The 12,396-nt window shown below is 56.1% G+C and carries 13 protein-coding genes; 4 read left to right on the top strand and 9 right to left on the bottom strand.

Annotated elements, in window-relative coordinates; all coding sequences use genetic code 11:
* The first annotated feature begins 20 nt into the window (after nucleotides 1-20).
* From OP494_RS12735 to OP494_RS12725, 3 genes are all read left to right on the top strand, one after another.
* Complete coding sequence (locus OP494_RS12735; protein ID WP_246923745.1) at nucleotides 21-728, top strand: fumarylacetoacetate hydrolase family protein; 708 nt, start codon at nucleotides 21-23, stop codon at nucleotides 726-728.
* Nucleotides 725-1,372: a maleylacetoacetate isomerase gene (gene maiA / locus OP494_RS12730; protein ID WP_246923747.1), complete on the top strand. Its 648-nt coding sequence runs from the start codon at nucleotides 725-727 to the stop codon at nucleotides 1,370-1,372. Before OP494_RS12735 ends, maiA begins: the two co-directional genes overlap by 4 nt.
* Nucleotides 1,373-1,458: 86 nt before the next feature.
* Nucleotides 1,459-1,929 (top strand): MarR family transcriptional regulator, encoded by a 471-nt coding sequence (locus OP494_RS12725; RefSeq protein ID WP_246923753.1) that lies wholly within the window; start codon nucleotides 1,459-1,461, stop codon nucleotides 1,927-1,929.
* Nucleotides 1,930-1,964: 35 nt separating this feature from the next.
* Here OP494_RS12725 and salA read toward each other — a convergent pair whose 3' ends face one another.
* Nucleotides 1,965-3,275, bottom strand: a complete 1,311-nt coding sequence (gene salA / locus OP494_RS12720; protein WP_246924002.1) for a salicylate 1-monooxygenase — start codon at nucleotides 3,273-3,275, stop codon at nucleotides 1,965-1,967.
* A 237-nt stretch (nucleotides 3,276-3,512) separates the two neighbouring features.
* Here salA and OP494_RS12715 point away from each other — a divergent pair, with 237 nt between their 5' ends.
* On the top strand, nucleotides 3,513-4,421 hold the full coding sequence (locus OP494_RS12715) for a LysR family transcriptional regulator (protein WP_246923756.1): 909 nt from the start codon (nucleotides 3,513-3,515) through the stop codon (nucleotides 4,419-4,421).
* 54 nt (nucleotides 4,422-4,475) lie between these two features.
* Here OP494_RS12715 and OP494_RS12710 read toward each other — a convergent pair whose 3' ends face one another.
* The 8 genes from OP494_RS12710 to OP494_RS12675 form a co-directional block, all read right to left on the bottom strand.
* On the bottom strand, nucleotides 4,476-5,681 hold the full coding sequence (locus OP494_RS12710) for a benzoate/H(+) symporter BenE family transporter (protein ID WP_246923760.1): 1,206 nt from the start codon (nucleotides 5,679-5,681) through the stop codon (nucleotides 4,476-4,478).
* Between the two features lie 304 nt (nucleotides 5,682-5,985).
* Nucleotides 5,986-6,771, bottom strand: a complete 786-nt coding sequence (gene benD / locus OP494_RS12705) for a benzoate diol dehydrogenase BenD (RefSeq protein WP_246923764.1) — start codon at nucleotides 6,769-6,771, stop codon at nucleotides 5,986-5,988.
* Nucleotides 6,768-7,796, bottom strand: a complete 1,029-nt coding sequence (gene benC, locus OP494_RS12700) for a benzoate 1,2-dioxygenase electron transfer component BenC (protein ID WP_246923778.1) — start codon at nucleotides 7,794-7,796, stop codon at nucleotides 6,768-6,770. Before benC ends, benD begins: the two co-directional genes overlap by 4 nt.
* A gap of 28 nt (nucleotides 7,797-7,824) precedes the next feature.
* Complete coding sequence (locus tag OP494_RS12695; RefSeq protein ID WP_348521703.1) at nucleotides 7,825-8,151, bottom strand: aromatic-ring-hydroxylating dioxygenase subunit beta; 327 nt, start codon at nucleotides 8,149-8,151, stop codon at nucleotides 7,825-7,827.
* Nucleotides 8,152-8,989: 838 nt separating this feature from the next.
* Complete coding sequence (locus OP494_RS12690; protein ID WP_280541228.1) at nucleotides 8,990-9,397, bottom strand: nuclear transport factor 2 family protein; 408 nt, start codon at nucleotides 9,395-9,397, stop codon at nucleotides 8,990-8,992.
* 439 nt (nucleotides 9,398-9,836) lie between these two features.
* Nucleotides 9,837-10,568, bottom strand: coding sequence for an ABC transporter ATP-binding protein (locus OP494_RS12685; protein ID WP_280541227.1), 732 nt, complete (start codon nucleotides 10,566-10,568; stop codon nucleotides 9,837-9,839).
* Complete coding sequence (locus OP494_RS12680) at nucleotides 10,565-11,332, bottom strand: ABC transporter ATP-binding protein (RefSeq protein WP_280541225.1); 768 nt, start codon at nucleotides 11,330-11,332, stop codon at nucleotides 10,565-10,567. Before OP494_RS12680 ends, OP494_RS12685 begins: the two co-directional genes overlap by 4 nt.
* A gap of 3 nt (nucleotides 11,333-11,335) precedes the next feature.
* Nucleotides 11,336-12,388 carry a branched-chain amino acid ABC transporter permease gene (locus OP494_RS12675; RefSeq protein ID WP_280541224.1) on the bottom strand — a complete coding sequence of 351 codons (1,053 nt, stop codon included), beginning with the start codon at nucleotides 12,386-12,388 and terminating at the stop codon, nucleotides 11,336-11,338.
* Between the last annotated feature and the right edge of the window lie 8 nt (nucleotides 12,389-12,396).

Genomic DNA, 12,396 nt, shown 5'->3' with positions numbered 1-12,396 from the left:
CATACCAAGAGCGATATACCATGACCGATTACGTCTTCGACCCGCAGTCCGTCAGCAGTGTCGCCATTGAGGGTGACAACAAGCGCTTTCCGGTGCGCCGCATTTTCTGCGTCGGCCGCAACTATGAGGCGCATGCCCGAGAGATGGGGCGCGACCCGAATCGCGAATTTCCCTTCTTCTTCACCAAGCCCGCCGACGCTATCGTGCCTGACGGCAGCGATGTCCCCTACCCACCGGAGACCCAAAATTTTCATTACGAAATGGAGCTGGTGGTAGCGATCGGCAAGGCCGGCTTCCAGGTCCCGGTCGAGGAGGCCAACGATTACATCTATGGTTACGCCGCCGGTAATGATTTGACCCGCCGCGACCTGCAGCTCGAAGCACGTGAAAAGGGCCGGCCCTGGGATTGGGGCAAGGCCTTCGATGAGTCCGCAGTGATTTCCCCCTTGCGCAAGGCCCGTGATATCGGTCATCCCACCGAGGGCCGTATCTGGCTCGCCGTCAATGATGAGATCAAGCAGGACCAAGATATTGCCGACCTGATATGGGACGTGCAGGAAATCGTTTCGCTCCTCTCCCACACTATGCGCATCCGCCCTGGCGACCTGATTTATACCGGCACTCCCGCCGGCGTCGGCCCGCTCCAGGTCGGCGACAAGGTGACCGGTGGCATTGACGGCGTCGGTGATCACTCGATCACCATCGTCACACCACGGGAGGGACTATGAGTCTCGTCCTGCACAATTTTTTCCGTAGCTCGGCGTCAGTGCGTGTACGCGCCGCCCTTCAACTCAAGGGGCTGACGTATACGCATGTCTCCTACACCTTACGCCAAGGGGAGCACCGCTCCCCCACCTACCTCTCGCTTAATCCACAGGGACTAGTTCCAGCACTGCAGCTTGAAGACAGCACGGTGGTGGCACAGTCGCTGGCGATCATCGAATATCTCGACGAGGTGTATCCTAAGCCATTGCTGCTACCCAGCGATCCGTTAGATCGTGCCTGGGTGCGTGGACTGGTACATTCCATCGCCAGCGATATCCATCCACTCAACAATCTCCGAGTGCTGCAATACCTGGGGCAGGAATTGGACGTAATCGAGGCAGGCGTCACCACGTGGTTCCGCCATTGGGTTGCTGAAAGTTTCACCGCGCTCGAGCGCCAACTGGCTGACGACCCGCGCCGTGGCCAGTTCTGCTACGGTGACTCGCCCGGCCTAGCCGATATCTGCTTGTTCGCTCAGATGGCCAACAACCGACGCTTCGAAGTCGATATGACACCCTATCCGACGCTTGCGACTATCAACACCAACTGCCTTGAGCTACCAGCGTTCGTCGACGCTCTACCCGAGAGCCATCCACATGCAGGTTGAGGTCAAGCGACGATCCCCATAGCATTCAGGCCGTGGCCCGCGATACTGCGGCCTTCCACCGATTTTCACCGGACGCTCTCGACACCATGACCGACTCGCCCCTCGCCGAAGCCAACACCTTGCCTGGCAATTTGCTCAGGCGCTGCCATCAAAGCAGCGTGGCCATCTTCCTGCGACAGTGCGAGGCTTTCCACCTTACACAGCTACAATATGTCGCCCTTTCGGCTCTTGAAGAACAAGGTTCACTGGATCAGATCACTCTCGGTGGTTATACAGCGCTCGATCGCAATACGATCGCCGTAGTAGTCAAAAAACTTGAGGAGCGCGGTCTGGTCACTCGTCAGCGCAACCCTCAGGATCGACGCTCAATGCTCGTCACCTTGACGGGAGCGGGGCGTGATCTTCGCCATCAGGCCGAAGCCTCGGTCCGCGACGCCCAAGAGGAAATCCTGGCCCCCCTCTCCACTGAGGAGCGTGAAACCCTATGCCATTTGCTACAACGCATGGCCGACGCCAATAACGAACGCAGCCGGGTGCCGATCCGAACTGCTGAATAGCCGGTGACAGTAACGCCTCATACCACCCGATCCCTTTATGATTCGACAGCCATTTCCCCACCCAACCACTGGCGCGCCGCCGCAACATCGTCTTGAGGGTCGTGGTTCCACAGCCAGTCGAAACGTTGCTTGAGATCGGCGGCGATGTGAGCTTCATCGGAGCCGATTCCGGTACCGCAGTACTCATAGACGTTTCCAGCCTCATGAGAGGTGGCTTGCGCGCGACAGGTTCGCGCATGCCGAACACCCTCGAAAGCCGCTAATACCTCAGCAGCGGTGACGCGATCACAGGCTGGATCGCTCAATAGCTCGGTCAGCACATAGGCGTCCTCCAAAGCCTGACCAGCCCCAGCGCCTTGATGGGGCAGCATGGCATGGGCAGCGTCACCAGTGATCAATACGCGGTCACGCACATAACGAGGAAGCTCAGGTAACTCATGCAGCGCCCAGCGTGTTGGTTGGTCGATACAACCGAGAATTGCTCGGGAAGCGACTCCCCAACCAGGAAAGTCATCAAGCATCTCCTCCTGGCTAACCTCCTCGACCCAGGGAGCGCCTTCCGATAGTTGCGGATTGGGCATCGAACGATCAGTGACGAAGGCGACCACATTAACTAGCGTCGCTTGCTTCACCGGAAAGGTCAGGATGTGGCGATCAGGTCCCAAATACATCTGCGGCACAGTAGCCATCTTCTCGTCGACGTCCACCGCCCGGAGGGCCTGACGAAGCCTCTCGGTAGGCACCAAGCCGCGATACGCTTGGGTTCCGCTCCAATTAGGATCAAACGCGCCGTATTCAACAGTCGGCAGCACATGCTCACGCACCGCCGACTTGATTCCATCGAAGCCGATTAGGATATCGCAGCGGAAGTCACTGCCATCCTCGAAGCTTACGCTGACACCTTCAGCGTCCTGCTCCACTGACCGACAACGCTTACCAAAGTGGGCAATACCCTCAGGCAGGTGAGAGACGATAGCCCCGAGAAAATCAGCACGATGAACCGAGGACTGACCGCAGCCAGGGGCCAACGAGGCTGTCAGGTAGGCCTCATCATGCCAGCGTCGCCATTCGAACCAGACGTCGCCATAGGGAGCCGGCGAGGCATCGGCAATGCGCCGATAGGCTTTCTCTAAGCCGAGTAGGGAAATCGCTCGCACGGCATTAGGACCGAACGAAACTCCGGCACCTATCTCAGAAAAGCGTTCGGCGGCCTCAAACAGGTTAATTTCTAGGTCCCGAGTGCGAGAGAGGCCCACGGCTAGGGCCACACCTCCGATGCCGCCGCCGACGATACCGATGCTGAGGCGCTTTCCCTGAGGGGTCTTTGTTGTGCTCCGTGTTTGCATGATCACTACTCCTATCAAGAAAAGAATGGTGTAGCATCACGCTAGACTTCCGCCGACATACCCCACAACGAAACCGCCTTCATTTGGCAAATAAACGACGCTAATACCCATAAATAACAGCATATTGTATTAGCCGCCCCACCCCTTTTACGACCTTTGTCTAACCGGGATGGATAGCGAATATTATTACGTATACAGTCGTTTTTCTCAGCTAAGCGTCATCACAGAAGGCCTTTCATGCGTAAATTATCGGAGGTCGATACCAACCTGCTCGTGGTATTCGATCTACTTTACCAACATCGCAATACTCAGGTGGTCGCCGAACAACTTGGCCAGACCCAACCTGCGGTCAGCCACGCACTAAAGCGGCTACGCAAGATGCTCGGTGATGAACTATTTGAGCGCACCTCGCAAGGTCTGATGCCAACACCTTATGCCACACACATCCACGAACCGATTTCCAAAGCGCTGTCCAGTCTCCAAGAGACACTCAACCTAAGTCATGGCTTTGATCCAGCGACCAGCCAGCGCCGCTTTCAAATCACCATGAGTGATATCGGCGAAATTTATTTCCTACCCCGCTTGATGTCACGGCTGGCTGAAGTGGCCCCACACGTCTCACTGAGAACCACACGCAGTGATCTTTATGACATTAAGCATGACATGGAGGAAGGTCATATCGACCTCGCGGTGGGACTGATTCCACAACTGGGCGCTGGTTTCTACCAGCAGCGATTATTCGTGCAGAACTATGTCTGCCTAATGCGTGAGAATCATCACCTTGCACGCGGCACGTTTTCCCAGGAAGACTTCGCCAAGGCGCAGCATATCGTGGTCGAGGCACAGGGCACAGGGCATGGCAGAATCGAGGAACTGCTGGCCAGGAGTGGTATCAACCCCCCGATACGACTCAGGCTGCCGCACTTCGTCGCCGTTCCCTACATCATCAACGATACTGACTTGGTAGTAACCGTCACCGACAAGCTGGCCGAGGCCACAGCCTCTCGCTTTGGGCTATGTGCCATCCCCCATCCGTTGGCACTACCCGAAGTGCCTATCAACCTTTTTTGGCATCGCCGCTTCCACCAAGATGCCGGCAATCAATGGTTGCGACGCCTGATTCATGAGATGTTTGCGGAAACTTGAGCTAGCGGCATTCGTCTGGTAGCGCCTCCCACCCAGACACAATGCCGGATAGCTTCAACGCGAGCTATCGGATACCTGAGGCGATTCGCCTCGAGTGTCGAAACGACGGTGTAGGATGTTATAGGCGACGGCACCAATCATCACCCCCCAAAAAGCCGACCCCAGTCCCAAGAAGCTAACGCCTGAAGCAGTTGCAAGAAAGGTAATTACCGAGGCCTCTAAATGATCTTTTTGGGCAGCGAAGGCACTAATATTACTCGTAATGGCTCCGATCAGCGCCAAGCCAGCCAGTACAGCTACGAATTCGCCTGGCAGCGAGGTAAACAACAATACGATAGTGCCAGCGAAAGTGCCGCCGATCAGATAGAAGACGCCATTGGCCACACCCGCCACATAGCGCTTGTCTGGATCTTCGTGGGCATCTTTACTGGTGCAGATTGCCGCCGTGATGGCGGCGATCACAGTGGTGATACCACCGAAGAAAGCCGTGATGAAAGAAGTCAGACTAGCGACGGTGACAATCGGCCGAGCCGGAGTATGGTAGCCAGAGGTACGCAGTATCGCCATGCCCGGCAAGAACTGTCCGGTCAGGCTAACCAATACCAGCGGAATAGCGAGGCTCAGAGTGCTATGCCACGTCCACTCGGGGTAAATGAACTGCGGGGAGGCCACTTCCAACGTCACGCCTTCGAGGCTCGCGCCTTCCAACGTCATAGCTAAACCAACGCCGACTAACAGTAAGACGATCAGGCAATAGCGCGGCGTGAGGCGCTTGAATACTAGGTAAGCCAGCAGCATACCGATGACCAATGCCGGCACTGCGGCCAGGGACTCGAAGACCCCTACACCAAATTGGAATAAAATGCCGGCCATCATCGCGCTGGCGATACCCGGTGGAATCAGCTGGATGATCCGATCGAAGGATCCGGTCACACCGATCACGAAGAGCACCATTGCCGAGGTCAAGTAAGCCCCTACCGCCTCACCCAGCGATAGCTCAGGAAATAGGCCCACCAATAACGCTGTGCCCGGCGCTGACCAGGCCGTCACCACCGGCACCTTGAGCCAAAGACTTAGCCCAATGCTGGAGACAGCGGCACCGACCGATATCGCCCACACCCAGGAAGTCATCATGGCACTCGATATTTCAGCGCTCTCGGCGGCCTGAAAGAAGATAGCCAACGGCCCAGAATAGGATACCAGCACCGCCACGAAGCCAGCAGTGACAGCGGGTATCGACCAATCTTTGCGTAAACTCATGGCGTCGGTCCTTGTTTTTGGAATAAAGGGAAATCCCGGAGCTCGGCAAAGGCAAAAAGGGACCGCGCCACCCTCTCGGACGCGGGCCAAGAAAAATATCAGCCGGGTAGTTTAGGAGTCTCTAGAATGAGAAAGCTCATCTAGACGTCACGCCGCGGGCTCGTTGATTATCACGTTTATCTCGTCTGCAGCGGTGCCGACCCCATGGCACGTCTCGCGCTCTAGCGTTCGGGAGTCACCCTTTTCGATATGCTTCATGATGTTCTCCAAAATATTGTTATATTTAAAATTGGGCCGACAAACGCTAGCCCTGATCACCACCCGCCACTGGCAAAACGCTACCCGTGATATAGCTGGCATCGCTTGATGCTAAGAAAAGAATCGGTGCAGCCATTTCATCTAAAGTGCCGTAACGCCCCATCAGGCAGCTCTGCTTGGTCTGATCGATATGCGCTTGAAACCAAGCCTTTTCCTGTTCGGTCTGTGCTTCCGGCGTGCCCCGCGAGATTTTGCGCGGGGGTGCTTCGGTGCCCCCCGGTGCAGTGGCCACTACACGAATACCGTGCTCGGCGTACTCGAAGGCCAACGACGCCGTCATGGCGTTGACGCCTCCCTTGGCGGCTGAGTAAGGAATACGGTGAATGCCTCGTGTTGCCGCCGACGAGACGTTGACGATGACGCCCTCTTCTTGCTTTATCATCGCTGGCAGCACTGCGCGGCAGCACCACAATGTTGGCATTAGTGAACGCGAGATCTCGGCTTCGATCTCAGTTTCGGTAAACTCGGTGAACGGCTTGAAGTTAATCGCCCCGCCGACGTTGTTGATCAGCACGTCGACCCGCCCGAAGCGTTCATGGGCCTGGCGAAAGGCACTTTCAGCGCCTTGCCAGGTTTCAAGATCAGCTCGAATGGCAACGGCTTCCCCACCTTGGGTATTGATCGTCGCCACGACCTCATCGATCTCGTCGGCACGATCTACCACCGCCAAGTGCGCTCCTTCTTGAGCGGCCAGTTCAGCGATTCGTCGTCCGATACCTTGAGCGGCACCAGTGATGACGACCACCTTGTCGGTGAAGCGCTGCATGCTCATGCGGCCTCCTCAGAGGTCTGATTGGGCGTGAATTTCTCGTAGTAGAAACTCGCCGGCATAATGTCCTGCTCGCGGAAATGCTTGAGCACGGCATCGACCATCGGCGGCGGCCCACACAGGTAGACGTCCACGTTACCGTCGTGAAGTATCTCGGCGTCCATGTGATGCGTTACGTAGCCCTTGTGCGGGTGCTCGCTAGCCTCGTCGGCCACCACCGTGGTGTAACTGAAATGGGGCAGTTGCTGGACATAGGCGTCGAGCTCATCGAGTTTGACGAGATGATCGTCACGGCTGACGCCGTAGATCATATGGACCGGTTGGTCGCAGCCCTTCTCTTCCAGCACTTTGAGCATGGAAAGCAATGGTGCCAAGCCCGTGCCACCGGCCAACATCAGCACAGGGCGCTTCACGTCACGTAGGTAAAAGCTACCCAACGGCCCCGTCAGGGTTAGAGGGTCACCGGACTGAGCCGTACGGGTAAGATAACCGCTCATCAAGCCATCCGGGACATTGCGGATCAGGAAAGATACCCGTTTGTCACCGGGACACGAGCTAAACGAGTAGGAACGCGTTTCCTCGCTACCCGGTACCTGAATATTGATGTACTGGCCGGGTAGAAAGGCCAGTTCAGCGTCTTCGTCCATGTCGATCATCAATTCGATACTATCTTCGGAGAGCGACTCGACGCAGGCCATCTGCCCAGTGATCTCACCTACCTGAGTCTTGCAAAGGGTCGAGGCCACCGGCACTTGGATGACGCAATCCGAAGACGGCACCATCTGACAGGTCAGCACCTTGCCCTCAGCTTCTTCCTCTTCGGAAAGGGCCTCCTCCAGATAGTCGTCACCCATGTCGAAAGCGCCTTGCTCGCAATGGCCCTTGCAGGTCCCGCAGACGCCGTCGGAGCAATCCATCGGTAGATTGATCTTTTGGCGGTACGCAGCGTCGAGCACCGTCTCTTCTGCCTTGCAGGTAATGAACCGGGAGACGCCGTCCTCGAAATTAAGCGCAATGGTGTAGCTCATGGTCGTTCTCCTCCCACCGGGTCGGTACTCAGACGTGATAGACGTCGATGACCTGGTGGATGTAATCGTTGTTGAGGATCACCGTCTTCCGCTCGATCAGCGGGGCATCCCCGGACACGTCCAATGTGTAGAAAGACGTGCCGAAATAAGCGTTGGTCTGCTGGTAACGATGACTCAATGTGTGCCAGTTGAAGCGCAGTTCCACCTTGTCACCCTCCTGACTAAGTACCTCCAGGCTGGAGATCTGGTGGGTGGTGCGCGGCTCGGGAAGGCTGGTCGCCCCGGAGCGCTCGGTCTTGATTCGATAGACACAGTCTTGCAATCCCTCACAGCTGGGATAACAAATCAGCGAAATATCGGTTTGCGGATCATGGGATCGCTGGTTGTCCTCCCAAACCGGTATCCATCCGCGCGAAGTCCAGCGCGCCAGCCTCGTATGTGCGGCTGAGTCATCGGTAGATCGACGAGTTTAGTTTCAATATATTCAATGACAACGGACATGAGGCCTCCATCAAGGATGTTTCGTATTTCTCCTAAGTCTTACTTTTTGTCCTCACCCTCACCAATATTGTTTGAGTGGCCATCCATACCTAGGAGGTATCATGAAGCCACGACATTTCCACTACTCCTATGCTTTCACCGAGGAACTCAGCCTCACCAAAGCAGCGCATGATTAATCCAATTTTTATTATAAAAATCAATCATTTATAATAAAATCAGGGCAACTACCTATCCGTCAACTACGTGGCTTACGTCTGTCACCGGCCGGCCACTACTTGCATCAGCACTCCCTGCAGACACTTGAGAAGTTAGATACGACCATCCATGGCACAAAGCGCATGGTACGCAGCACGCGCGAGTTGTTCGGAGTTGGCTTCGTGCCCTCCGCGTTTTATGGGCAACTCCCCACACTCATACGGCTACTTAGACAAAATGATGACATTGAACTGCAGTGACCCGATTGGAGTGGGCACTCAGTCGCCAGTGCTCAGGGCTATGTCCTCAACCTGTAGCGGCATAGTGAACCTATCCGCCGGCCGGACCTGCTGGCCGATCTCTTCTGGCATCGGTGCTTTCATCAGAATACCGTAACCGATGGCTACGTGGTCTGCTCTTCGAGGTGTTTGCAAAGTAGGGTTACGGCGTGTAGTGCCAATCAAACGGCACTACAAACCACGAGAATGTGACCGGAGCTATTGCGGTTTTGCCCAGGCCGCTCGGCTGCTGTGGACGGCGCTCTTATGAGTGATTTTCCAAGTGCCGTCCAATTTGAGTAGGGTTAGCACATCCACCCAAGAGTCCGCCAAATCTTCCATGTTGTCGAAGCCGAGCAGAACGCTAGCGACTTCGCCGGCTTGAGTCACTTGGATAACGCGCCCCTTGACCGGCCTGTGGCTGGCCGCCCAGCGCTCAAAGCGGCCGCTGATCAAATCTTTGCTAAGAACGCCATCTGCGGCAATAGCAAGAATCCAGGCATCCTCGTGAAAGGCCTCCTTCAGCTTGTCTATTTCCCCTTGAAAACCTTCGACATACAGTTGTACCACATTCACGATCTCATCATATTCAGGCGTCTGATCGATAGATTTAATGGAGTTTTCCATGCTATATCCTTCTGTTCTTGATTTGGGAAATTCAGACTGGCTTGAATTCAGAACTCAAGCCATAACTGCGGTATCCAGAGCTCCTGAGTATTCTCCCAAGAACACCCATCCCGGTGCCTGATAACCGAATCGGCTCCTAGGATGGTTATCCGGCTGCTTAATACCCCCTCTCAGCTCGTCATCCGCCACCTGCCGAGAGTCATCCCCTTTGAATAGCCGAAACAGACCATTCGTATTTTCATTGGTCCCGTTTTTATTAGTCGTAGCAGTAGGGATCGCAATGTTGGGTGCGTGTTGTAGGGATTTTAGCATTTTCACACATACCCCAAAGGCGGCGCTTTTTTGTTCAACCCCCTTGCCATACACCGCTCACTATCCAAGAATAAGGAGGTATCAACCAGTTGGTGTGCAGTCGCATAAAGCGTCTATCCATTATCCCTCAGGCGACACCGAGGTGGGTCTCAAGGATCGCGGGATCGTCCTCCAGGCCTTTGGAACCGCCGCTGTAGATTACCTCGCCCTTGACCAGCAATATGTGCTTCTCGGCCACTTCCAGCAGGTTGTCAATATTTTTGTCGACAATGATGGCGGCGATACCCGAAGCCTTGATCTCGTGGATAATCTTCCACACCTCGTCACGAATCAACGGAGCCAGACCCTCGGTAGCCTCGTCGAGGATGACCATATCGGGATTGGTAGTCAGCGCACGCCCGATCGACAGCATCTGCTGCTCGCCCCCCGATAGGAAAGAGCCATCATGATTAATTCGCTGTCCGAGCCGTGGAAAAGTGTCCAGCACGCGCTCCAGCGTCCAGGGTGACTCGCCCCTGTCGTTAGGCCGAGCGGCCATGATGAGATGCTCACGCACGCTTATGCCCGGGAAGATGCCACGCCCTTCCGGCACATAACCGATGCCCTGGCGGATCAATTGCCAGGGGCGGTGCTTCGCCGCCGGCACGCCCTTGATGCGCACCTCCCCGTAGCGCGGTGGCACGAAGCCTAGGATCGACCTCAGCGTGGTGGTCTTACCCATGCCATTACGCCCCAGTAGGCTCAGCGTCTCTCCAGGCATAAGAGTAAGATCGACACCGTGCAGTACATGGCTTTCGCCATAATAGGTGTGAAGGTTGCAGGCATCGATCAGCGGGATAATCTGTTGCTGTGCCGTCATGCCGTCGCCTCCTCGTGGTGGCGCCCGAGATAGACTTCACGTACCTTCTCGCTGGTACGGATCTGATCGGTGGTCCCGCTCTCCAGTACACAGCCGTCCACCATCACGGTAATGCGGTCAGCCAGACAGAAGACACTGTCCATGTCGTGCTCAATAAGTACCAGAGTGTAGCGGTCGGTAAGGCTCTTGAGCAGTTCTGTGACCTGCCAGGTTTCCTCGCGGCCCATGCCGGCCATGGGTTCGTCGAGTAGCATCAGGGTGGGCGCTGTAGCCAGCACCATGGCGATTTGCAGCTGACGCTGCTCGCCGTAACTCATGTCGGCGGCCGGGGTATAAGCGCGGTGAACCAGATGACAGGTCTCGAGCACCTCAAGGGCCCGCTCGCTGACCTTGCGTGCCCGTTGGCGGGAACGCCAGCTGCCGAACACGCCTCCCATGTGGATGCGAGATGCCAGCTCACAGTTCTGCAGGCAGTTGAGGCGAGGGAAGATATTGGTCTTCTGATGGCTGCGACCGATACCCATGCGGGCGATCTGGCGCACGCTCTTGCCCTGGATCGGCTTACCGTGAAAGAGTACCTGGCCCTCTGAGGGCGGGATCTCTCCCGACAAAAGGTTGATTAAGGTACTCTTTCCGGCTCCATTGGGCCCGAGAATGGCGTGGATCTCACCTGGCCTGACATCGAAGTCAACGTCACTGACCGCTACCAGACCGCCGAAGCGACGGATCAGCCCGTGAGTGGCCAGAATCGGTTCATTGCTCATGGCTTACCCCTCATTGCGCTGAATGCTGTTGGGCGGAATGACTGATTCTGCGGCCTGCTCCTTTGCGACCGGCGTTTTCTTGCGGTTCCAAGGCGGGGCAATAATCAGCCCGGCAATACCTCGGGGCAGCACCAACACGGAGGCGATGATGGTAAGGCCCATCAGAATCGGCCAGTGCACGGTCAGGTGCTCGTAAACGTATAGCAGGATCTCGTAGGCGAAGGCGCCGAGGATTGGGCCGAAGATGGTACCCATGCCGCCAAGAATCAACATCATCAGCACCTCACCAGAGGTGTGCCAGCCGAGCTGTACAGGGTTGGCGAAGCCATACTGCATAGCAGCCAGCATACCGGCAATGGCGGCGAGGACCCCGGCGATCACAAAGGCTACCAGCTTGTAGCCACTGGTTGCATAGCCAAGCGCCTGCATGCGGTGCTCGTTGTCATGGATGCCGTCAAGCACCTGGCCGAAGTAAGAACGAGTCAGCCAGCGCATGAACAGGTAGCCGACAATTAACAATCCCAAGCAGAAGTAGAAGAACGTCTGCGAATTACTCAGATCCAGCAGTGTCGTTTCGCCGAATGTGACGCTCGGGCGAAACATGATGAAGAGGCCGTCCGTACCACCAGCGAATTGCGAAGTGCTTATCAGATAGAAGAACATTTGGCCGAAGGCCAGGGTGGACATGATGAAGAAAATGCCCTTGGTCCGGATCACCAGCAGGCCGACCACAAATGCCGTTATCGCCGCGACAGCAATGACCAATGGCAACATCCACCATAGGGAGGCGGCACTATATTCAGGGCTAGCCAAGGCCAGTGTGTAGGCACCGACCCCAAAGAACAGAGCATGCCCCAAACTGACTAGCCCGACGATACCCACCAGCAGGTCCAAGCTCATGGTGAATAATGCTAGGATCACCATCAGGGTAAGCTTCTCCTGAATGAAATCTACCTGATCGCCGAAAACAGCCGGGCCCCACAGGGGGAATACGGCTACGCAGAGCGTCAATGCCAGCATGATGATAGCGACGCGTCTCGGATAACGATGCAGCATGTCTGCGC

Source organism: Chromohalobacter sp. 11-W (assembly GCF_029889905.1).
Lineage (GTDB): Bacteria > Pseudomonadota > Gammaproteobacteria > Pseudomonadales > Halomonadaceae > Chromohalobacter.
This window is presented reverse-complemented; position numbering and strand designations above follow the sequence as displayed.

Bases quoted from the DNA above. Each gene is read 5' to 3' on its own strand.
- OP494_RS12735 (WP_246923745.1), top strand. From the start codon at position 21: ATGACCGATTACGTCTTCGACCCGCAGTCCGTCAGCAGTGTCGCCATT.
- maiA (WP_246923747.1), top strand. From the start codon at position 725: ATGAGTCTCGTCCTGCACAATTTTTTCCGTAGCTCGGCGTCAGTGCGT.
- OP494_RS12725 (WP_246923753.1), top strand. From the start codon at position 1,459: ATGACCGACTCGCCCCTCGCCGAAGCCAACACCTTGCCTGGCAATTTG.
- salA (WP_246924002.1), bottom strand. From the start codon at position 3,275: ATGCAAACACGGAGCACAACAAAGACCCCTCAGGGAAAGCGCCTCAGC.
- OP494_RS12715 (WP_246923756.1), top strand. From the start codon at position 3,513: ATGCGTAAATTATCGGAGGTCGATACCAACCTGCTCGTGGTATTCGAT.
- OP494_RS12710 (WP_246923760.1), bottom strand. From the start codon at position 5,681: ATGAGTTTACGCAAAGATTGGTCGATACCCGCTGTCACTGCTGGCTTC.
- benD (WP_246923764.1), bottom strand. From the start codon at position 6,771: ATGAGCATGCAGCGCTTCACCGACAAGGTGGTCGTCATCACTGGTGCC.
- benC (WP_246923778.1), bottom strand. From the start codon at position 7,796: ATGAGCTACACCATTGCGCTTAATTTCGAGGACGGCGTCTCCCGGTTC.
- OP494_RS12690 (WP_280541228.1), bottom strand. From the start codon at position 9,397: ATGGAAAACTCCATTAAATCTATCGATCAGACGCCTGAATATGATGAG.
- OP494_RS12685 (WP_280541227.1), bottom strand. From the start codon at position 10,568: ATGACGGCACAGCAACAGATTATCCCGCTGATCGATGCCTGCAACCTT.
- OP494_RS12680 (WP_280541225.1), bottom strand. From the start codon at position 11,332: ATGAGCAATGAACCGATTCTGGCCACTCACGGGCTGATCCGTCGCTTC.
- OP494_RS12675 (WP_280541224.1), bottom strand. From the start codon at position 12,388: ATGCTGCATCGTTATCCGAGACGCGTCGCTATCATCATGCTGGCATTG.